Annotated in this window: 13 protein-coding genes, 1 tRNA gene and 1 pseudogene; 10 read left to right on the top strand and 5 right to left on the bottom strand. The window is 65.6% G+C overall.

Translation table 11 applies throughout. From position 1 onward, the window contains the following. The first annotated feature begins 235 nt into the window (after positions 1-235). Positions 236-308 (top strand) — tRNA-Arg (locus tag A5766_RS01115). 50 nt (positions 309-358) lie between these two features. Here A5766_RS01115 and A5766_RS01110 read toward each other — a convergent pair. Next, positions 359-742, bottom strand: coding sequence for a hypothetical protein (locus A5766_RS01110; RefSeq protein ID WP_005205762.1), 384 nt, complete (start codon positions 740-742; stop codon positions 359-361). Positions 743-933: 191 nt separating this feature from the next. Between A5766_RS01110 and A5766_RS01105 the strand changes: the two genes are divergently transcribed. From A5766_RS01105 to rho, 7 genes are all read left to right on the top strand, one after another. After that, the gene (locus A5766_RS01105; RefSeq protein WP_231894510.1) at positions 934-1,629 is read left to right on the top strand and encodes a class II glutamine amidotransferase; all 696 of its coding nucleotides are present in this window, start codon (positions 934-936) and stop codon (positions 1,627-1,629) included. A gap of 156 nt (positions 1,630-1,785) precedes the next feature. Further along, a complete protein-coding gene (gene argS / locus A5766_RS01100; protein ID WP_005205760.1) occupies positions 1,786-3,438 on the top strand; it encodes an arginine--tRNA ligase in 1,653 nt (550 codons plus the stop codon). Further along, entirely contained in the window at positions 3,435-4,853 is a 1,419-nt protein-coding gene (lysA, locus tag A5766_RS01095) for a diaminopimelate decarboxylase (RefSeq protein ID WP_005205759.1), read from the top strand. Before argS ends, lysA begins: the two co-directional genes overlap by 4 nt. A 78-nt stretch (positions 4,854-4,931) precedes the next feature. Continuing rightward, positions 4,932-6,239 carry a homoserine dehydrogenase gene (locus A5766_RS01090; RefSeq protein WP_039855539.1) on the top strand — a complete coding sequence of 436 codons (1,308 nt, stop codon included), beginning with the start codon at positions 4,932-4,934 and terminating at the stop codon, positions 6,237-6,239. After that, positions 6,232-7,326 (top strand): threonine synthase, encoded by a 1,095-nt coding sequence (thrC, locus tag A5766_RS01085; RefSeq protein WP_005205757.1) that lies wholly within the window; start codon positions 6,232-6,234, stop codon positions 7,324-7,326. Before A5766_RS01090 ends, thrC begins: the two co-directional genes overlap by 8 nt. A gap of 19 nt (positions 7,327-7,345) precedes the next feature. Beyond that, positions 7,346-8,284, top strand: coding sequence for a homoserine kinase (gene thrB, locus A5766_RS01080; protein ID WP_174273049.1), 939 nt, complete (start codon positions 7,346-7,348; stop codon positions 8,282-8,284). A gap of 399 nt (positions 8,285-8,683) precedes the next feature. After that, a complete protein-coding gene (gene rho, locus A5766_RS01075; RefSeq protein ID WP_005205755.1) occupies positions 8,684-10,702 on the top strand; it encodes a transcription termination factor Rho in 2,019 nt (672 codons plus the stop codon). Positions 10,703-10,759: 57 nt separating this feature from the next. On the opposite strand, the gene A5766_RS01070 is transcribed toward rho, so the two are convergent. The 4 genes and pseudogenes from A5766_RS01070 to A5766_RS01055 form a co-directional block, all read right to left on the bottom strand. Continuing rightward, a complete protein-coding gene (locus A5766_RS01070) occupies positions 10,760-11,299 on the bottom strand; it encodes a CGNR zinc finger domain-containing protein (protein WP_039855515.1) in 540 nt (179 codons plus the stop codon). 197 nt (positions 11,300-11,496) lie between these two features. Beyond that, positions 11,497-12,519, bottom strand: a complete 1,023-nt coding sequence (locus A5766_RS01065) for a heme transporter (RefSeq protein WP_231894509.1) — start codon at positions 12,517-12,519, stop codon at positions 11,497-11,499. Positions 12,520-12,554: 35 nt separating this feature from the next. Further along, positions 12,555-14,426, bottom strand: coding sequence for a sulfite reductase subunit alpha (locus tag A5766_RS01060; RefSeq protein WP_064903101.1), 1,872 nt, complete (start codon positions 14,424-14,426; stop codon positions 12,555-12,557). Position 14,427: 1 nt separating this feature from the next. Then, a pseudogene (locus tag A5766_RS01055) lies at positions 14,428-19,829 on the bottom strand (glutamate synthase-related protein). A gap of 409 nt (positions 19,830-20,238) precedes the next feature. On the opposite strand from A5766_RS01055, the gene rpmE reads away from it, so the two are divergent. Further along, positions 20,239-20,466, top strand: coding sequence for a 50S ribosomal protein L31 (rpmE, locus tag A5766_RS01050; protein WP_005179448.1), 228 nt, complete (start codon positions 20,239-20,241; stop codon positions 20,464-20,466). A 165-nt stretch (positions 20,467-20,631) separates the two neighbouring features. Beyond that, entirely contained in the window at positions 20,632-21,738 is a 1,107-nt protein-coding gene (prfA, locus tag A5766_RS01045) for a peptide chain release factor 1 (RefSeq protein WP_005205741.1), read from the top strand. Positions 21,739-21,743 lie beyond the last annotated feature (5 nt).

The following is a 21,743-nucleotide window of genomic DNA, read 5'->3' as shown; positions in this document are numbered from 1 at the left end:
CCCCCCCCCCCCCCCCCCCCCCCCCCCCCCCCTCCCCCCCCCATATCTTGGGGGCACAGCCCGCATGGGGCCCCCGCCCCCCACCAACCCCCTCAGATACGACACACATCTGGAGCGCTCGGCCCCGCACGTCAGCCGGCCATCCCAGCACCGACGGTCCGCCACGGTTCTGACACGCGTACCGACCGGGTTGGGATCTGTTGTCGCCGTGGGTTAGGCTTGCTGCGCCCGATGAGCCCCCGTAGCTCAGGGGATAGAGCGTCTGCCTCCGGAGCAGAAGGCCGCAGGTTCGAATCCTGCCGGGGGCACAGTTATATTCTCCCGGCCTCCCGTCGTGGGCATCGCTCCCCGGACAGGCCTAGCCTTCAGCCCCCGCCACGAAGCCCGACGCCGCGTCGTCGGCGAGGCCGACGTACAGGCGCCGCCACGGATCGTCGCCGATCAGCTCCCACTGGTGACCGCTGCCGTCGGTGTCCTCGGCAACAAGTACGACGCCGGGCTCGAGCCGAAAGCGCTCGCCGTCGCGGGTGATGAAATCGAGGACTCCAGCAAGTGTGATCACGTACTGCCGACGCGGGGCGGTGTGCCAGGCGAACGATCCGCCCTGCGCTGTCTCCTGAAAAGCCGCCGTAGTCGTCGCCGTATCGGACGACCGCAACGTGCCGGCGTCGAGAGAGATCGTGCCGTACTCGACGTGGGATCGGCCGCCGTCGTCGTTGAAGAGTCGAATCGCCGAGATCATGCCATGAACTCTACGAGCTCGTCGCCGTGATTCCCGCGCGCAACGGCGCACCCTGTTAGCGTCGAAACCATGTGCCGCTGGCTTGCCTACGCTGGTCTCCCATTCGCATCGAAGACCTTCTCACCAGGCCCTCACACTCACTGGTCGATCAGAGCTTCGAGGCGCGGCAGTTGTACCTTCCCGGTGCGCCGATGACGTCGATGTTCCGTAACCACGCGTGGCCGACCAACGGCGACGGATTCGGTGTCGGATGGTGGGGTGATCGCAGCTTCCCGGGTCAATACCGCGATGTACGGCCCGCATGGAGTGACGCAAATCTGCATCGGCTGGCCGAACAGGTCTCCTCGCCGATGTTCCTCGCCCACGTCCGGGCTGCGCTGGGAGGCACGATCGATCGAGCAAACTGTCACCCATTCCAGTACGGGCGGTGGCTGTTTCAGTACAACGGCGAAATCGGCGACTTCTTCCGGCTCAAGCGCGACCTCACACTCGACGTGGCGCCCGAGCTGTATCCGTTCATCGAGGGCAACGCCGACACCGAACTCTGCTTCTACCTCGCGTTGACCTACGGACTCGACACCGATCCCAAGGGTGCGTTGGCGCGCCTGGTCGGGCGTGTGGAGCAGGCGCGCACCGACAACGGCGTCGGCGCCCCGTTCAGTGCCACGATCTGCGCCGCCAACGGCGAGGAGATCTACGCGGTGCGCTACTCGAGCAATCGGGCGTCGAATTCGCTCTATCACTCGGTAGGCACGATGCGATTGACCGCCGGCGACCGCGGGGGAGATATCGAACTCCCCGCTGACGGGCGCATCGTGGTGTCCGAACCATTGGAACTCGAGTACCGCGATACCAAGTGGGTCGAGATTCCGGAGTGTCGATCGTGACCGTTCGTTCAGGGGTTGAACCCACGATCGAACCCTTCACACCGACCGTGCTCCCTCACGAGCACGCCTCCTAGAGGCTTTCGGCTACCCGTACACCGACGCCACCTACCAGGGGCGTTGTCGCCCGAAGAATGCAGGCCAATAGGATGGTGACCTGTGACTCCCGCCGACCTCGCTGCATTGCTGAGTGCCGTGACCCGGACCGTCGTGTCCGACCACGGACTCGACGCTTCTCTGGTGCCCGACTCCGTGGTCGTCGAGCGCCCGCGCCTCGCTGATCACGGCGACTACTCGACCAACGTCGCACTCCAACTCGGCAAGAAGCTCGGCGTCAACCCGCGTGAGCTCGCCGGCTGGCTCGCCGACGCATTCTCCGCGGCTGACGGAATCGACAAAGCCGAGGTCGCGGGCCCGGGATTCGTCAACATCTGGCTTGCAGCGGCCGCTCAGAACAGCGTGATCGAGACCGTCCTCACCAACACCGTCGACTACGGCAGGGGCGACGAGTTCTCCGACAAGACCATCAACCTCGAGTTCGTCTCCGCCAACCCGACCGGCCCCATCCACCTCGGTGGCACCCGGTGGGCCGCCGTGGGCGACGCGCTCGGGCGGGTGCTGGCCGCACGCGGGGCGAAGGTCACCCGCGAGTACTACTTCAACGACCACGGCTCGCAGATCGACAAGTTCGCACGGTCACTCGAAGCGTCGGCACTCGGTGAGCCGACGCCCGAGGACGGTTACGCGGGCGAGTACATCGTCGAGATCGCGAATCAGGTCGTCGAGGCGGTACCGGGCGTACTCGAGCAGCCGCAGGAGCAGCGTCGCGAGACCTTCCGCTCGGTGGGCGTCGAGCTGATGTTCGACCACATCAAGTCGAGCCTGCACGAGTTCGGAACCGACTTCGACGTGTTCACCCACGAGAACTCGATGTTCACCTCGGGCCTCGTGGAGGAGTGCATCGCCGAGCTGCGCGCAAACGGAAACCTCTACGAATCCGACGGCGCGTGGTGGCTGCGCACAACGAACTTCGGCGACGACAAGGATCGCGTCGTCATCAAGAGCGACGGCGAGGCCGCCTACATCGCGGGCGACATCGCCTACTACCGCGACAAGCGCAACCGCGGTTTCAACCTGTGCATGTACATGCTCGGCGCCGACCACCACGGCTACATCAAGCGACTCAAGGCTGCGGCCGCGTCACTCGGTGACGATCCCGACACCGTCGAGGTCCTCATCGGCCAGATGGTCAACCTCGTCCGCGACGGCAAGCCCGTGCGGATGAGCAAGCGTGCCGGCACCGTGATCACGCTCGACGATCTCGTCGACGCGGTCGGAGTCGACGCCGCGCGCTACGCACTCATCCGCTCGTCGATCGACGTCAACATCGACATTGACCTCGACCTGCTGGCCAAGCAGTCCAACGACAACCCGGTCTACTACGTGCAGTACGCACACGCGCGGTTGTCGGCGATCGCTCGCAACGCCGACGAACTGGGCCTCAAGCCCCGACTCGAACACCTCGACCTGCTCGACTCCGACACCGAGGGCGATCTGATCCGCACGATCGGCGACTTCGACGAGGTGGTGGCCACGGCGGCGCAACTGCGTGAGCCGCACCGCATCTCGCGCTACCTGGAGTCGCTCGCGGGTGCCTACCACCGGTTCTACGCCCATAATCGGGTGCTGCCACAGGGCGATGAGGAACCCGGTGACATCCACGGCGCGCGCCTTGCGCTGAGCGCGGCAACCCGTCAGGTGCTGCGCAACGGACTCGATCTCATCGGCGTCAGCGCTCCGGAGCGGATGTGAACGCGCATCCGGCGGGACCGCGCCACGCCGAGACCCAAGCGGCACCGCAGTTGGCCCAGCAGCCGAATGACCCTGCCGCGGTGGCGCAGATCCCCGCAAACGTCTTCCCGCGCAATGCTGTTCGTGCCGAGTCCGGTGAGCTGACCATCGCGGGCGTCGGAGTAGGCGAGCTGGCCGAGACATTCGGCACCCCGCTGTTCGTGCTCGACGAGGATGATTTCCGCTCCCGCTGCCGCGACATGATGACCGCGTTCGGGCCCTACGGACGTGTGCACTACGCGTCGAAGGCGTTCCTGTGCAGCGAGGTTGCGCGCTGGGTCGACCAGGAGGGTCTGTCACTCGACGTCTGTTCGGGTGGTGAGCTCGCGATCGCCCTTCACGCGGGCTTCCCGGCCGAGCGAATCGCCTTGCACGGCAACAACAAGAGCCTCGACGAACTCGACGCGGCACTCGAGGCCGGTGTCGGTCACATCGTGCTGGACTCGATGATGGAGATCGAGCGCCTCGACCGCTTGGCGGGCGAGCGCGGCGTTGTTGCCGACGTACTGATCCGCGTGACGGTCGGCGTCGAGGCCCACACCCACGAGTTCATCGCCACGGCGCACGAGGATCAGAAGTTCGGATTCGCGCTGTCGGGCGGCGTCGCCATGGAAGCGGTTCGACGCGTCTTCGCCACCGACAACCTGCGACTGGTGGGGCTGCACAGCCACATCGGCTCCCAGATCTTCGACATGGACGGTTTCGAGCTCGCGGCACATCGCGTGCTCGGATTGCTGCACGACGTCGTCGACGAGTTCGGTGTCGACAAGACATCGCAGATGTCGATCGTCGATCTCGGTGGGGGACTGGGTATTTCGTACCTTCCCGACGAACGTCCGCTGCCCATCGCCGACGTCGCCGAGACACTCGCCGCCATCGTCCGCCGCGAATCGGAAGCGGTTGGCCTGCCGATGCCGACCATCGCCGTCGAACCCGGTCGCGCGATCGCGGGGCCGGGCACCATCACGCTTTACCGGGTCGGGACCATCAAAGACGTCGAACTCGGCGGCGGGTCGGTGCGTCGCTACGTGTCCGTCGACGGAGGCATGAGCGACAACATCCGAACGGTGCTGTATCAGGCCGAGTACGACGTGCGGTTGGTCTCACGGGTGTCCGACGACGACGCGGTGGTCAGCCGCGTCGTCGGAAAGCATTGTGAGAGTGGCGACATCGTGATCAAGGACTGCTGGCTACCCGGCGACCTCGAACCCGGCGATCTGATCGCCGTCGCGGCGACCGGTGCGTACTGCTATTCGATGTCGAGCCGATACAACATGGCGATGCGGCCGGCTGTGGTCGCGGTGGCCGACGGTACGGCGAGGGTGATTCTTCGCCGCGAGACACTCGACGACTATCTGCGGCTGGAGGTGAGCTGAATGAGCAACGGTGCAGGACAAGAAGAATCAGCAGGACAAGACAACTCGGTAGGGCAAGACCAATCGGCGGGACAAGACATGACAGCGCAGGACAAGACGATCGGCGTCGCGGTCCTCGGTATGGGCAACGTGGGTTCCGAGGTCGTGCGGATCATCGAGGACAACGCCGCCGACCTGAGGGCTCGGGTCGGTGCGCCCGTCGAATTGCGCGGCGTCGCGGTGCGTGATCTGACTCGACCACGCAAGATCGCTCAGGAACTGATCACCGACGACCCCGCGGCACTCGTGGCACGCGACGATGTCGACATCGTCGTCGAACTCATGGGCGGAATCGACCCCGCACGCGAATTGATCCGCACCGCACTGCAATCGGGCAAGTCTGTGGTGACTGCCAACAAGGCGCTGCTCGCCGAGTACACGGGCGAACTCGCCACCGCGGCCGCCGACGCGAAAGTGGATCTGTACTTCGAGGCGGCCGTCGCCGGAGCAATTCCGGTGGTGCGTCCGCTGATGCAGTCCCTCGCGGGCGACACCGTCGAGCGAGTCGCCGGAATCGTCAACGGCACCACCAACTTCATCCTCTCGGAAATGGCCGAGACCGGTGCCGACTACGCCGAAACCCTCGCAGAGGCAGGACGTCTGGGTTACGCCGAGGCCGATCCGACGGCCGACGTCGAGGGTTACGACGCGGCAGCCAAGGCCGCGATCCTCGCGTCGATCGCGTTCCACACTCGTGTGACCGCGGCCGATGTCTACCGCGAGGGCATCACGAACGTGACGTCCGACGACCTGGTTGCGGCGAAGAAGTTCGACTGCACGGTCAAACTTCTCTCGATCTGTGAGCGTGTGCGGGGTGACGATGGTGCGCAGCGTGTGTCGGCGCGTGTCTACCCGGCGCTGATCCCGTTGTCGCACCCACTCGCAACGGTCAACGGGGCGTTCAACGCGGTCGTGGTCGAGGCCGAGAACGCGGGAAGGCTCATGTTCTACGGACAGGGTGCCGGCGGTTCGCCGACGGCATCGGCGGTGCTCGGCGACATGGTGATGGCTGCGCGAAACAAGGTGCACGGTGGTCGCGGACCACTCGAATCGACCTACGCGTCGTTGCCGATTGCGTCGATCGACGAAGTGCCCACCCGCTACTACGTCTCCATGCGAGTCGCCGACAAGCCCGGTGTACTCTCGCAGGTCGCCAACGAATTCTCGAAGCGATCGGTGAGTATTGCCGCAGTCCGTCAGGAAGGCGCGGGCGACGACGCCCGGCTGATCGTCGTCACACACCGCGCACCCGATCGAGCTCAGTCGGAATGCGTTGCAGCACTTGAGGACATGGACTCCGTGAACACGGTTTCCAGCGTTCTGCGATTGGAAGGAACCGATGACTGACGCGACCAACGCACCCGCGCACGCGCCTGTGCACGCAGGCTGGCCGGGGCTGATCGAGGCCTATCGTTCACGACTGCCCGTCGGCGACGACTGGAAGGTCGTGACCCTCCTCGAGGGTGCGACCCCGCTGGTACCGGCGCCATACCTGTCGGAGCTGACCGGCTGTGAGGTGTACCTCAAGGTCGAGGGCCTCAACCCGACGGGCTCGTTCAAGGACCGCGGCATGACCATGGCCGTGAGCAACGCGGTCAACAACGGCAAGACCGCAGTCCTGTGCGCGTCGACGGGCAATACGTCGGCGTCGGCGGCTGCCTACGCCACCCGCGCCGGTATCACCTGCGCCGTCTTGATTCCCGAAGGAAAGATCGCGATGGGCAAGCTCGCCCAGGCGGTCATGAGCGGCGCCAAGATCATCCAGGTGCAGGGCAACTTCGACGACTGTCTCGAACTCGCGCGCAAGGCCACCGCGGAGTTCACCGAGATCGAGCTGGTCAACTCGGTCAATCCGGCGCGTATCGAGGGGCAGAAGACCGCGGCATTCGAGATCGTCGACGTCCTCGGTCGCGCGCCCGACGTGCACGTGCTCCCGGTGGGCAACGCGGGCAACATCACCGCGTACTGGAAGGGCTATCGCGAGTACCACGCCGACGGCATCAGCGATCTTCCGCGCATGCTCGGTGTGCAGGCAGCCGGTGCTGCTCCGCTGGTCAACGGAGCGCCGGTGAAAGATCCCGAGACCATCGCCACCGCGATCCGCATCGGGTCGCCCGCAAGCTGGAACCAGGCCGTCGCGGCCAAGGAGGAGTCGGGCGGCCAGTTCCGCGCAGCCACCGACGAGAAGCTGCTCGAGGCGTATCGCCTCGTGGCGGGCAAAGAGGGCGTCTTCGTCGAGCCCGCGTCCGCTGCCAGCGTGGCGGGCCTGCTCGCGGCCCACGCCGACGGTTGGATCACTCCGGGCCAGACGGTTGTGTGCACCGTGACCGGAAACGGCCTCAAGGACCCCGACACCGCGCTCCTCGGCATGCCGGAAGTCGAGGCGATTCCCGTCGATCCCGTGGCTGTTGCCGATGCACTCGGCGTCGCCTGAAGCTGGGACGGCCCGACGAATGGTCAGCCCGGATACGGTGTATAGGCAACTGCCGGAAGGTCTTTCGACCAAGGTGCGCGTGCCTGCGTCGAGTGCGAACCTCGGACCGGGGTTCGACTCGCTCGGCATCGCGCTCGGCCTCTACGACGAGGTCGTCGCATCGACGACACCCGCGGGCATCGACGTCGACGTCGTGGGTGAGGCAGCCGACGACGTGCCGCGTGATGCCAACCATCTCGTCGTCCGCGCGCTCCTCGCAGGACTCGCGCACGCGGGGGTGTCGGCCGCTGGGCTGCACCTGAAGACGGTCAACGCGATCCCGCATTCGCGCGGCCTCGGATCGTCGGCCTCGGCCGCGGTCTCAGGACTCGCCGCAGCGTCGGGGCTTGTCGTCGCCGCAGGCCTCGGCGACCCCATCTCCGACGCCGACCTGGTGCAACTGGCCAGCGCCTTCGAGGGGCACCCCGACAACGCCGCGGCAAGCGTGCTGGGGTCCGCGGTCGTGACCTGGATCGAACCCGGTGAGCATGCCCGCTATGGCGCGCGGCGGCTCGATGTCCACCCCGCGATCCGCGCGACAGCCTTCGTTCCGTCGACCGAGTCGTCGACGTCGTTCACCCGTGGGCTGCTGCCCGACGACGTCCCGCGTACCGACGCGATCTTCAATGTCAGTCGTGCAGCGCTCGCCGTCGTAGCCCTGACGTCCGATCCGAGTTGTCTGTTTGCAGCAACCGACGACCGGTTGCATCAGCCCTATCGCGCGGCCGCCATGCCCGAGACCGCGCGGCTCGTCGCCGCCCTCCGGGCGCGGGGATACGCGGCAACAGTCTCCGGGGCAGGCCCTAGCGTGCTGGTCCTCGACACGCGATCGGTCGATTCGACGACCCGCGAACTGGCAGGCGAACAGGGCTTTCGCGTGCAGCAACTCGAGATTGCCGGCGGCGTCCAGATCGGCTGAATCTCCTCATGCGGATTCGGCGTGTTGCCGGTACCATGCCTGGGGGGTTATCATAAACTGGTCTAGCCGCGCAGGCTCGTTCCGCCGTGCTTCTCACCGATCTCTGATCAACATCCGGTCGGCTCCCGGGTGTGCACATGAGCAGTCACCGATCTGGGGCATCGCGCAATCCGCGAGTCGGCACTTCTTGTCGAGAGCAGATTCTTGTCGAGAGCACAGCAGTTCAGGAGTGACATACCGCAGCCGGACCACAATCTTGTCCGCCCGTCCACCACGGACGGCGGTCATTTCCTCTGAAGGTTGACGACGCGTCGAGCCGATCGAGCGGCGTCGGACACCTCAGTAGGCGATATCACGACCTCATGCAGCATCTGACTGCGGAGGAACGAAAGGACATCCGTGACTGATACGGACCTGATCACCGCGCCAAGCGTCGCCGACGACCAAGGCGCACCCAAGACCAAGCCGCGCGCAGGCCTCTCCGGCATGGTGCTGACCGAACTCCGTTCACTCGCAGGTGAGCTGGGCATCAAGGGCACGTCCGGAATGCGCAAGGGCGATCTGATCGCCGCCATCAAGGAGCGCCAGGGCGCAGGATCACCTGCCGCCGACGCACAGAAGGCAACCGCACCCAAGGCCGAGGCTGTTGCCGGTGAGGCTCCCAAGGCGGTCCGCAGCGCGACCCGCCGTACGAAGACCGCGACATCTGCCGAGGCTGCGCCGGAGCAGATGACGATCACCTCCGAGACCACTGCGAGCCCGCAGTCGGAGAAGTCTGCCGGCAGTACTCCTGCCAGCAGTGGCTATGCCGACGGTGCTGCTACCGACTCGGCGAACGGTGCGTCGGTGGAGTCGAGCGCGCAGAGCACTCGGACCGACAGCGACCAGTCGAACAATCACCGCGGTGACAACGACCGTGGTGGCAACGGGCGCGGTGACAACGATCGCGGTGACAACGGGCGCGGCGAGTCCGACCACGCGTCGAACCAGGGCGGCAACAATCGCAACCGCACCCGCAACCGCAACGGTGGGCAGGGCGGTTCGAACTCGAACGGCTCGAACTCGGCTCAGCAGGGCGGAAGCAACCAAAGCAGCGAGGGCGGCCAGAACAGCGGCAAGAACCAGGGCCCCAACAACAATCGCGACAACAACAATCGCGACGACGATGGCGAAGGTGGTCGCGGACGCCGCGGTCGTCGCTTCCGTGAACGTCGCCGTGGACGTGACCGTGACGGATCGGGTGGCGGCGAGCCGCAGATCTCCGAAGACGACGTGTTGCAGCCTGTCGCAGGCATTCTCGACGTTCTCGACAACTACGCCTTCGTGCGGACCTCGGGTTACCTCGCCGGTCCCAACGACGTGTACGTCTCGATGAATCTCGTTCGCAAGAACGGTTTGCGTCGTGGCGACGCGATCACCGGTGCCGTGAAGGTGCCGCGCGATGGCGAGCAGCAGAATCAGCGACAGAAGTTCAATCCGTTGGTGCGTCTCGACTCGGTCAACGGGTCAGATGTCGAATCCGCCCGTAAGCGACCGGATTTCAACAAGCTGACACCGCTGTACCCGAACCAGCGACTGCGTCTCGAGACCGCCAAAGAGCAACTCGACACCCGCGTCATCGACCTCATCATGCCGATCGGCAAGGGGCAGCGCGCACTGATCGTGTCGCCTCCGAAGGCAGGTAAGACGACGATCCTGCAGGACATCGCCAACGCGATCGCGATCAACAACCCCGAATGTCACCTCATGGTGGTCCTCGTCGACGAGCGACCCGAAGAGGTCACCGACATGCAGCGTTCGGTCAAGGGTGAGGTCATCGCCTCGACCTTCGATCGTCCGCCGTCAGACCACACGTCGGTCTCGGAGCTCGCGATCGAGCGCGCCAAGCGCCTCGTCGAGCAGGGCAAAGACGTTGTGGTGCTGCTCGACTCGATCACCCGCCTCGGCCGTGCGTACAACAACGCGTCGCCCGCTTCGGGACGCATCCTGTCCGGTGGTGTCGATTCGACGGCGCTCTACCCGCCGAAGCGATTCCTCGGCGCCGCTCGCAACATCGAGAACGGCGGATCGCTGACGATCATCGCATCTGCGCTGGTCGAGACCGGTTCGACCGGCGACACGGTGATCTTCGAGGAGTTCAAGGGCACCAGTAACGCCGAGCTCAAGCTCGACCGCAAGATCGCGGATCGTCGTGTGTTCCCGGCTGTCGACGTCAACCAGTCGAGCACCCGTAAGGACGAACTGCTGATGTCTCCCGAGGAGTTCGCCATCATGCACAAGCTCCGTCGCGTGCTGAGCGGACTCGACTCGCAGCAGGCCATCGACCTGCTGATCAGCCAGCTCAAGAAGACCAAGAACAACTACGAGTTCTTGCTCCAGGTGCAGTCGAACGCCCCCGGCGCCATGAAAGACGACTGACGCAGCAGGACGACTGACGCAGCAGGACGACTGACACACAGTAAGGCCACTGGCGGGTCAGCGTCGCTGGCCTGCGTTGGGATGTGCGGCGCGGTGGCGTCGCACAGCTGCTCGGTTCGCGCACGCCGGTGAGCAGTAGCGCTGCCGCCCGTTGCGCGACGTATCGGCGAAGACATGTGTGCATTCGGCGAGTTCGCATGCACCCATGCGGTCGATGCCGCGTCCGGTGAGGTGCAGCGCGGTCGCGGCAGAGATGAGCACACAGATCTGCTGCCAGCCCGCGACGTCGTCGTCGCGGAAGTGTAGATGCCACCCGGTCTGCGCGTGGTTGGTGAGTCGGGGAGCGGCAGCGTGCTGTAACAGCAAGTCGTTCAAGAGGTCTGCGCGCGTCTGTTCGTCGGTGGCGCGCGCGACATTCCGCCAGTGTTCGAGATAGTCGAGCGTCTGATCTAGGTCGTCGGGACCGATGTCCTCGGCGTCGAACACGAAACCTGCTGTGTCGCATCTGGCGACGAGCTCGTCCGCGTCCCTCGGAGGGCTATTGGCCAAGTCGACGGCCAGCGCAACTGCATCCCGTCCGTAATGGTTGAAATGCACAATGCCATTACATCACAGTGGAGGCATGTCACTCACACACCTCGACCATGCACACCACTGGACCGTTCAGTCGCGCCACCTCACCTCGACGGGTGTGGTTGTCTACCAACGGTGTTCGTGCGGAGCGCTTCGTGTCGTCGAACATGACCTCGCGGCCACACCATCAGCAACCGATCGGGTCGTCGGGCAGGGTCGGTTCAGGCAGCCAGTTCCGTCATCAGGTGATCCCACGCGTCGAACATCGCGGGAGGTACCGCGCCGGTCTGCGTGATCACCAATCCGCATCGCGCGTGCCGGTCGTAGATCTCGATGGACCCGGTCGGACCCCACACGCCCTGCGTCCAGGTCACCCAGCACTCGGTGACGAGGTTGAAGTTGATCATCGCCCGTGCGCGCCCGGACGCCGGCAGCATCTGTCCCTCGTGTTCGCGTGCGCCGTCGAGCTGATCGTGGTGTAACTGGACACAGCCCGGCGCCGCGGCGGCCATCGTCAGTTCCACGTTGTGGAGTGCGGCATGCTCGAGTGCGGCGATGGCCTGGCGAGAGTCGATGCGTGCGAAGCCTTCTCGTGCCGGCATCGTGGCAAGACGTGACACCCCGCCGTCGCCGAGGATGCTGTCGAGCTGGGTGACCTGATCGTCGAGGGTGTCGTCGGAACAGACGATCACCTGCGGCGCATCGTTCGCGTTGTCGGACACATCGGCTCCGCCGACCTCGAATGCACCTTCGGCTTCAGACGAGAATGTCCCCGCAGACAATCCGATGGCCTCGAATGCCAATCTGTCCGACGTCTCCGTCAGATACGTTGCGTGAGCGGTGTTTCCGTCGGTGTCGAAGAGTCGGAGCATGGGGGGCGCCTGCGCGGCGGGTTCGCTGACGAGTGCGGCGCCGAGATGATCGGGGTGCAGGCGCAACGACACCCTGCCGGGGCGGCAGCGGATCGGCCCACCCGTCACGGTTGGTGTCTCGTGGACACCGACGTCGTTGAGGATGACAGGTCCCGCAACGGTCACGCCCACGATCTGATCGAGCAGCGGTAGGTGTGGACCGATCGCGGAAGCGTTGCCCCGCAACAGATGTCCCGAGAACTGCGGGTCGGCGAGCAACGCGTCGAGGTCGCTGGCGTGTGCTGCCCGGTTGCAGCGGCATGCGCCGTCGCGTGCGCAGCGTCGCGCGGAGCCGGTTGTCGGTTGTCGTGGATCGGGCGGGTTGGCTGGCATCGTTGCCATCCTTTCAACTGCTTCTCGAGGTGAGGTCAGTAGACGTCACGCATGTACCGCTTGTCCTTCTTGAGCTGAGACACCACATCCTGCGCCGCCGAGGCGCTGTGCCCGCCGTGCTCGGCGATGATCTCGTGCAACGCATCGTCGACGTCGCGCGCCATTCGAGTCGCATCGCCGCACACATACAGGTACGCGCCGTCGTCGAGCCAGCGGAAGAGTTCGGCTCCGTGAGCGCGCATCTTGTCCTGCACGTAGACCTTGTGTTCCTGATCGCGTGAGAACGCGAGGTCGAGGCGGTCGAGCAGTCCATCGGCCACGAACTGGTCTATTTCGTCGCGGTAGATGTGATCGCACGCCTCGTGTTGATCGCCGAAGAACAGCCAGTTGCTGCCCGCCGCACCGCGTTCGGCCCGCTCGTGCAGGAATGCGCGAAACGGAGCGATGCCGGTACCCGGTCCGACCATGACGACCTTCGCGTCGTCGGGTGGGAGGCGGAACGACTTGTTGGGTGTCACGAACACGCCGATCGTCTCGTCGTCGGCGATTCTGTCTGCGAGGTGCGTCGAGCACACCCCACCGCGGTCGCGCTCGCCGGACCGGTAGCGGACCGTCGCCATCGTCAGGTGGACGGTGCCGGCGTGTGCCCGCGGGCTCGACGAGATGGAGTAGACGCGGTGGGCGAGTGGCTGCAACTCCGCGAGGAGTTCGTCGGGGGTGATCGTCAGCGACTCGTCGACGTTGAGCAGATCGAGCACGTCCTTACCCCACAGCCACGCGTCGAGCGCTTCGCGGTCGCCGGTGGAGGCGAGATGGGTGAGTTCGGCATCGCCGCTACGAGCTGCGATGTAGTCGACGAGATACTTCGACGCTGTCGCGATCTCGTAGCGGTGCAGCAGTGCCTTGCGCAGCAGACGCTGCTCCTTGCGATCGACGACCGGTGTCTGCGGTGAGACACCGAGCCTGTCGATGATGCGGTCGACGAGCGCGGGATCGTTGCGCGGTACGACGCTCAGTCCGTCGCCGGGCTCGTAGGTGATGCCACTGTCGCCCAGCGAGATCACCAGGTGCCGAACCTCTTTGGCCGAACCGGTGCCGGAGAGAACGCTGTTGGCGATCACCGTCGCCGGGTAGGGATTCTTGCGACCCCACGTCGACTTGCGTTGGCGTGCCGGCTTCGGCGACTTCGCTGCGTCGGATCTGCCGGTCCCAGTGATCTCGACGTCAGTGATCTCGGCGACGGTCGTCGCGGCTCCGGTTTCGCCCGCCTGCGCATCGGTCGACGATTCGGGTTCAGATGTGGCCTGCGCGAACAGGGGTAGTGCCCGCGCCAGCCACTCGTCGGCCGTCTGCTGATAGTCGACATCGCAGTCGACACGTTCGACGACCCGTGTCGCACCTAGTTCCGCGAGCCGCGTGTCGACATTCTTGCCCGCCTGACAGAAGCCATCGTAGATCGAATCCCCGAGTGCGAGAACGCCGAATGTCAGCCCGTCGAGTCGACCGACCTCGGGCGCGGCGAGTGCCTGCCAGAAGTCCTCGGCGTCGTCTGGCATGTCGCCCTCACCGTAGGTCGACGTGACGACGAGCAGTCGAGTCGTCGTGCCGAGCGTGGCGAGGTCGAGGTCGGCAAGGTCGCTGACTCGTGCATCGAGGCCGATCTCCGCGGCCTTCGCCTTCGCCTTCTCGGCGAGCATCTCCGCGTTTCCGGTCTGGGTGCCATAGGCGATGAGCAATGGCTGGGACTGTCCGGCCGACGTCGATTCGGCCTGCGTGTGTCCGACGCCGAGCGCAGAGGCCGGTTGCGGCATGGTCATTCTCGTGTTCAGGCCCGCGAGGAAGCCTGCAAGCCAAGCTTTCTGGTCGCCCGTGAAGGGAATGTCGGTGGGAATATAGGGCAGTTGCATGTCATCCCGCCTTCGGGTGTGAGAGAGGTGCGATGTCGTCTGCCGCGACGGGGCTGTGTGGTGTCGCTGCCGCGACGGGGCTGTGCGGCTCCGCAGCCGCGAGTGCCTCGACGACCGTCGGCACGGTCCGCGAAGCGAACAGGGCGTCGAAGTCGGGGAGTGAACCCAACACGTCACGGATGTGGTTGTCCTGGTGCATGATCCAGCCGTAGGTCGCCGGCGCGTCGACGGAGCGCACGTTGCGGGCGGCGAGCGCCCGCTTGTAGTCGTCGATCCGTTTGGCGGAGATGAGCGCGGCGATCTGTTGTTCGTCGTAGTCGGCGAGGATGTCGCGGACGAACGTGCCCACGCGTGTGATGAGGTCGAAGTCTTCGGTCAGGACGAGGTTGCGTGCGGCTCGCGCGACGAGGTGTTCCGACCGCGAATCCGCACCGACGACCGTCGATCTCGAACGACGTAGACGCGTCTGGGCGATCTCGCGGGCGAGATGGAACACGGTGAACGCGTTGAGGAGCCGGTACATCGTGGCGTCATCGGTGTGACCGTAATCGGGGACGAGGCCGTCGAGTATCGGCGTCTGGCTTTTGACATGTCGCTTGAGAGTCCTGATTTGATCGGTGGCGATGGACCCGGACAGTTCGTCGACGAGTGCGCGGTGACCGATCGTGGCCAACAGCGTCGGGGCGTCCTGATGAGTCACCAGGGCGCGCGGCATCGCGTAGCTGATGTAGTGCCGCTCGGTCTCCCAGTTCTCGAGGAGCCGGGTGGCGAGTGCGGAACCGGTTGCCTCCGCATGCATCTCGAGGAGTAGGTGGACCGCGTGGTGGTGGATTGGTGCGAGCGGGTCGTCGACTCCCGTGATCGCCCCGACGAGCACCGAGTCCGAACTGATCCGGTCGGCGAGCACACAGGCCGGATCGTATTGATAGAGGAAGCCGCCGCTCATGCCGTTGCCGAGTCCTCGGCCGAATCCGCCGATGTTGAGGACGGCGCCGTTGGTCATGTATTCACAACCGAACTCGCCGATGCCCTCGACCACTGCGGTGGCACCCGAATTGCGTACGGCGAAGCGGTCTCCGGCTTCACCTTCGACGAACAGGCGTCCACCGGTGCCCCGAACAGTGCGAAGTTGCCGACCAGGACGTTGCCGCCCTCCGCGGGCGAACCTCCACCGGGAGAGCGCACCACGACCGCGCCGCCCGACATCGACTTTCCCACACCGTCGTTGCACGTACCGGTGTGCTCGAGGCGCAGGCCGTCGTTGCAGAAGGCGCCGTAGGACAACCCTGCAGACCCCGACGTGGGGATGGTGACGGAATCGGGTGCGAGATAACGACGCCCGCGTTCGTCGACGTAGACGGTCGGCGCCAGGTCGATGTGTTCGGAAGCGGGGTCGTCGGGTGCGGTGTGGTTGAGGACGCGCTCGATGTCGACGGCCAGTTGCGCACCGACACTCTTGTTCCGATTGCCGAGGATCGTCGGGGTGGTGACGACACTGGTGGCCCCGGCGTCGAAGAGCGACTCGCGCACCTGGGTCAGCAGCGAGTCGTCGACGGAGAAGTCGGCCTCGAGGTAGACCGGATCGGTGATGACTTCGCCGTCGACGCGCGCGAGGAGCGGCGCGGTGTCGAGGCGCCCGACTATCGCAGGGTGGTCGATTCCGACGAGTAGGTCGGTGCGACCGCGTGCCGCGCGCAGATCTCCGAGTGCGAGGTCGGCGAGAATCTCCCGCACATCGTGCGCGACGTTGAGCAGGTACTGCGCCATGGCGCGCGGATCCCCGTCGAACAGTTCGGGATTGGTCGTGAGGCCAGCCGGACACTTGATGTTGCAGTTCTTGGCCATCACGCAGCCCATCATCATCAGGGCGGCGGTACCGAACTCGAAGCTGTCGGCACCGAGTAGTGCCGAGACCACGACGTCGCGACCTGTCTGATGAGCCCCCGACGCGCGGAGGACGACCTTGTCGCGGAGACCGTGCGCGCAGAGCGCCTGGTGCACTTCGGCGAGGCCGATCTCGGCTGCACGTCCGGCGTAGCGCAGGCTGGTGACCGACGCCGCGCCGGTGCCGCCGGTGTTCCCAGCGACGTTGATCACGTCGGCGCCTGCCTTGGCGACTCCGACGGCGATGGTTCCGATGCCCTCCGACGACACCAGCTTCACGATCACACGCACCCGCGCTGCTTTGCAGTCGTGGATGAGTTGCGCGAGATCCTCGATCGAGTACGTGTCGTGATGCGGTGGGGGAGAGACGAGTTCGACGCCCGGAGTGCCGCCGCGGGCCGCGGCGATCTCGACGGTGACCTTGGGTGCCGGAAGTTGCCCTCCCTCACCCGGTTTCGCGCCCTGGCCGATCTTGATCTCGAGTTCGGTGAGCATGGGGTCGGCGAGGTACCCCGCCCAGATTCCGAATCTTCCCGACGCGAACTGCTTGATCCTCGACGCACGCAGCGTGCCGTATCTCGAAAAGTGCTCGCCGCCTTCGCCGCTGTTCGACAACGCGCCGACCATGTTGGTGCCGTGGGCAATTGCTTCGTGTGCCTGGGCTACGAGGGCGCCATGACTCATGGCTCCGGACGCGAAGGTTGCGGTGATCTCATGGGCGGGCTGCACATCTGTCAGCCCACGGGGTGTCTCGGCACGACGAAGGTCGAGGACGTCGCGCACGGCGCTCGGGCGTTCCGCCCGGGTCCGCGCGAGGTCGTCGGCGAATGCGCGGTAGGCATCGGTGATGGAGAATGCGTCGATCTCGGCATCGCTGAGCCTGTCGTAGCTGCTCGACGAGTACAACTGCGCGGTCTCGCCGAACGCGTCGTCGAGGTCGCCGAGCGTGAGCAGTCGTAGAAGATCCGTGGCACCGGCCTCGTCGGCGCGAACGGAGTCGACTGTCGCCGTGACGAATTGCAGCTTCTCCGAGGTCATCTGGCCGTAGCCGCGGACAGCCGCGACGCCGAAGGAGTGGCCTGCGCCGTCGGACCGTTCCTTGAAGAGCCCGAGCAGTGGGAGGTCTTTGTCCGACGACGCGGCCGGTGTGGCCATCGCGGCTCGGTGAGCACCCGTGATGGCGTCGACGACGTCGGCAAGCGCGGCTCCACCGGCCGGCGAGCGCATCGTCGGAAACCATTCTGCGAGTATGGGGTCGGAGGTGTCGAGGAAGTTCGGCTCGAAGAACTCGCCACCGATGTAGCTCTCGACGGTGCACAATCCGACGCGGCCCATGGTCTTCATGAGTGACTTCGTGGCTGCCGCAGCCCAGCGAGCGAATCCCGTCGCCGCATCCTGTGGATCACCGGAGCGCGTGGCGCGTCGCGCAACCGAATGTGGATGTGCCGCAGCGGCTCCGAAGCCGAGGATCGCGGCAAGATGATGCGACGACTCGATCTGGCCCGAATCCGCCACTAGGGACACGCGTAGCCGTGTGCCCGAGGCGATCAGGCGCTGGTTGACCGCAGAGACGAGGAAGATCATCGGCAAAGCGGCACGATCGGCCCGGATCGCACGGTCGCTGAGGACCGCGATTCCGCCGGTGGCGGAGGCGAACTCGACAACCTGGGTGCACACTCGCTCCACGGCGTCGACGACCGCGGCGGTGTCGTCGCCTGCCGTATTGGCACCCTCGGCTACCTCCGGCAATGCGAAAGTGGCGTCGAAGACGCGGACGGGGGATTCGTCCTGTGCGAGCAACACGCCGAGTGCGGCAGCGTCGAGAATCGGTGACGGGATGATGATCTGACGGTTCGAATGCGCTGTTGCCGTGGCGATCTCGCTGATCTGGGGTCGGGCGCAGAGCGCAACGCGCAGCGACATCCCGTCCGCTTCACGGATACTGTCCAGCGGTGGGTTGGTGACCTGCGCGAATCGCTGCGAGAAGTAACGGGCGACGCTGGGCTCCCGATTGGTGAGCGCATTGATCGCGTTGCCGAAACCCATTGCGGAGACGCGTTCGACACCGTCGTCGATCATCGGGTCGACGAAGTACCGCAGGCTTTCCTGGTCGAGGTGATACGCGCGGAAGCGTTGATGGTCCGTCAGCGTCGGATCGTCGCAGGGAAGGGTCGGCGAATCGCCGTTCTCGGGACTGCGTGAAGAGTGTTGTGGCGCAAGCGCTGTCAGTTCGACCCGCGCGGCATCCAGGAGTGCCGGGTAGTCGCGTGCCGCGGCGAGCTTCGCGTACGCCTGTTCGGTGGTGTAGCTGCGGTGCTCGCGATGGTCGTAGTAGATCATCCCGCCCGCGGAGACACGCCCACGGGCGATCACGCGCTCCGGTGGGAACGAGATCTGTCCCGCCTCAGAGAACGCGCACAGGTAGTCGGCGGTCTCGACGGTGCGCAGGGGGCGTAGTCCGAGTCGGTCCAGGCGTGCGCCGATGACAGTGCCGTCGCCGAACACCACGGCCGCCGGGCCATCGTTCTTCTCCTCGTAGAGAGAGAAGTACTCGAACATCGCCCGAACCTCGGGGGCGAGTGTCGTGTCGTTCTCCCAGGCGGGCGGCATCATCGACACGATCGCGGTGACGAGGTCGACGCGCTCGGACACGACACGCGCGGCGACGGTCTGGTCGAGTCTGCTGGAATCGGATTGGCCCGGCGGTCGCGAGATGGTCTTCCCGGATGCCGCGGCCGCGGTGACCTGCGCGATGCGGTTCTTCTTGTCGGTGTTGAGCTCGCCATTGTGTGCGAGGAGCCGGAATGGCTGGGCCATCGTGGGATGCGGGTCGGTGTTGGTGGAGAAGCGCGTGTGGAAATACAGCGTGTGGACGCGGTGGTCCGGATCGGCGAGGTCGGTGAAGTAGTCGACGACCTCGTTCGACGAGAGCCTGCCCTTGAGGACCTGCGTGCGTGCGGACAGCGACAGGGGATAGAGGCCCGCGAACTCGTCTGAGGTGTAGGCGATCGACTCGATGTGCAGCAGTGCCTGCTGGACAAGGTGGTCGAGATCGGCCGGATCGGGGCAGGGATCGGGTGCGGCGAACACCCATTGCCGGATCGGGAGCTGCGCTGCCGCGGATGCGGGCCGCAGCACCGAGGGGTCGACGGGAACATCGCGCACGCACAGGTCGGTGAATCCGCGGTCGTGCATCGTGCGCTCGATGAGTCGCGTGGCTCTCGCTGCTGCGGCCGGCGACGGCGGGAGGAAGAAGTTGCCGACGCAGAATCGGCCGAGCTCGAGGTCGGGTCGGCCGGTCACCGAACGAAAGAAGCGTCGGGACAGATCCATGGACACGCCGCCACCGTCGCCGATGCCGAGCGCCGACATTCCACCTCGGTGGGGTACCGAACAGAGCGCCTCACGTGCCATGTCAATGACGTCATGCGTTGCCCTGCCGTCTTTGCGCGTGAGGAAGCCGACGCCGCAGCTGCTCTTTTCGTCGCTGTGATCCCACACCAGGTGTGGTCTCCGGATCGCGTGCACGCAGGTCCTCTCGTAGGGATGTGGGTTCTAGATGCGAATGCAACCCGCTGCGGCGTTGGAGCGGCTCGCACGACTATAACTTAGGTAAGGCACAGTAAACTAAGGCTTACCTTCACAAGAAGCGTCGACGCACGTCTTCGACGCGTCACGTATGCACGTTTACGCAGCGTGTGGCGCTTTCGGCGGAGTGAGAGCTGCGCCGGAATGAATACGGGTGGGGCCGTGTTGAGGCGGGTGACAGGCAGTCGAGTCGGTTCCGGCGCCCGCGGTCGTCGCCAACCAGCAGGTTGCGATTTCCGTCTGGGCCTGGGGCGATGGCATACTGATCGGTCGAGTCCGGTACCGGTTCACACCGCCGAATCGCGGCGGTGACCCGGCGACCATAGAAAGGGACACCAGAATGAAGCAGGGAATTCACCCCGACTACCACGTGACCACGGTCGTTTGCGGCTGTGGCAACACCTTCGAGACCCGCAGCACCGCCGAGAACGGTCGGATCAACGTCGAAGTCTGCTCGCAGTGCCACCCGTTCTACACGGGCAAGCAGAAGATCCTCGACACCGGCGGCCGCGTCGCGCGCTTCGAGAAGCGCTACGGCAAGCGCACCAAGAACGCAGACGCCAAGTAGCTATCCCGACGACGCCCGCCCGGTCAGACAGACCGGGTCGGGCGTCGTTTTCGTTGTGCCAGGCGTTGTATTTGTCAGGCCAGGCGTCGTTTTGGTTGGGCCAGGCGTCGGTTGGTGTGGTCAGGCGTCGATTCGTCGGGCGAGGAAGTATCAGGAGGACGAGCGGTGAACAAGAGCGCGCAGACGCGCGACGCTTCAGGCGGCGCCAACGGCGGAGCCATCGATGACATTCTGGCCGAGCACGCCGGGCTCGAGCAGCAGCTCTCCGACCCTTCGTTGCACGACGATCCGTCGCATGCGCGACGGGTGGGCAAGCGATTTGCTGAGCTCGCGCCGATCATGGCGACGTATTCGAAGCTGCAGACCGCGCGCGATGACCTCGCCGCCGCACAGGAACTCGCCGCAGACGACGCGGCGTTCGCCGAGGAGATTCCCGCTCTCGAGGCTGCGGTCGAATCTCTGGACGCGACGCTGACCGATCTGCTCGCACCGCGCGATCCGCACGATTCCGACGACGTCGTGTTGGAGATCAAGTCGGGTGCAGGCGGCGAGGAGTCGGCGCTGTTCGCCTCCGACCTGGCACGCATGTATCTCAAGTACTGCGAGCGGCACGGATGGAAGGCCCAGGTCCTCGGTGTCACCGAGTCCGATCTCGGGGGCTACAAGGAGGCCACGCTGTCGATCAAGGGCCGCGAGCCCTCGCGCGACGGTGTGTGGTCGCGACTGAAGTTCGAGGGCGGCGTGCACCGCGTGCAACGTGTCCCGGTGACCGAGTCGCAGGGGCGTATCCACACGTCGGCCGCGGGCGTGCTGATCTATCCGGAGCCCGAGGAGGTCGAGGAGGTCGAGATCGACGAGTCCGACCTGCGGATCGACGTCTACCGGTCGTCGGGCAAGGGTGGGCAGGGCGTCAACACCACCGACTCGGCGGTTCGTCTCACCCACCTACCCACCGGGATCGTCGTGACCTGCCAGAACGAGCGGTCGCAGCTTCAGAACAAAGCCCGTGCCATGCAGGTGCTCGCTGCGCGGTTGCAATCCGCTGCCGAGGAGGAGGCCGACGCCGCGGCCGCGGAGGGCAGGGCTGCGCAGATCCGGACGGTCGATCGATCCGAACGCATCCGCACCTACAACTTTCCGGAGAACCGGATCACCGATCACCGGATCGGATACAAGGCAAACAATCTCGATGCCGTGCTGAATGGCGACATGGACGCACTGCTCGACGCACTCGTGGCCGCGGATCGTCAGGCGCGGCTCGAGGCCGAGTGAGGTCG

The organism is Gordonia sp. 852002-51296_SCH5728562-b, from assembly GCF_001665475.1.
Taxonomy (GTDB): Bacteria; Actinomycetota; Actinomycetes; order Mycobacteriales; family Mycobacteriaceae; genus Gordonia; species Gordonia sputi.
This window is presented reverse-complemented; position numbering and strand designations above follow the sequence as displayed.

Bases quoted from the DNA above. Each gene is read 5' to 3' on its own strand.
- A5766_RS01065 (WP_231894509.1), bottom strand. From the start codon at position 12,519: ATGCCAGCCAACCCGCCCGATCCACGACAACCGACAACCGGCTCCGCG.
- A5766_RS01110 (WP_005205762.1), bottom strand. From the start codon at position 742: ATGATCTCGGCGATTCGACTCTTCAACGACGACGGCGGCCGATCCCAC.
- thrC (WP_005205757.1), top strand. From the start codon at position 6,232: ATGACTGACGCGACCAACGCACCCGCGCACGCGCCTGTGCACGCAGGC.
- A5766_RS01105 (WP_231894510.1), top strand. From the start codon at position 934: ATGACGTCGATGTTCCGTAACCACGCGTGGCCGACCAACGGCGACGGA.
- A5766_RS01060 (WP_064903101.1), bottom strand. From the start codon at position 14,426: ATGCAACTGCCCTATATTCCCACCGACATTCCCTTCACGGGCGACCAG.
- rpmE (WP_005179448.1), top strand. From the start codon at position 20,239: ATGAAGCAGGGAATTCACCCCGACTACCACGTGACCACGGTCGTTTGC.
- thrB (WP_174273049.1), top strand. From the start codon at position 7,346: ATGGTCAGCCCGGATACGGTGTATAGGCAACTGCCGGAAGGTCTTTCG.
- A5766_RS01090 (WP_039855539.1), top strand. From the start codon at position 4,932: ATGACAGCGCAGGACAAGACGATCGGCGTCGCGGTCCTCGGTATGGGC.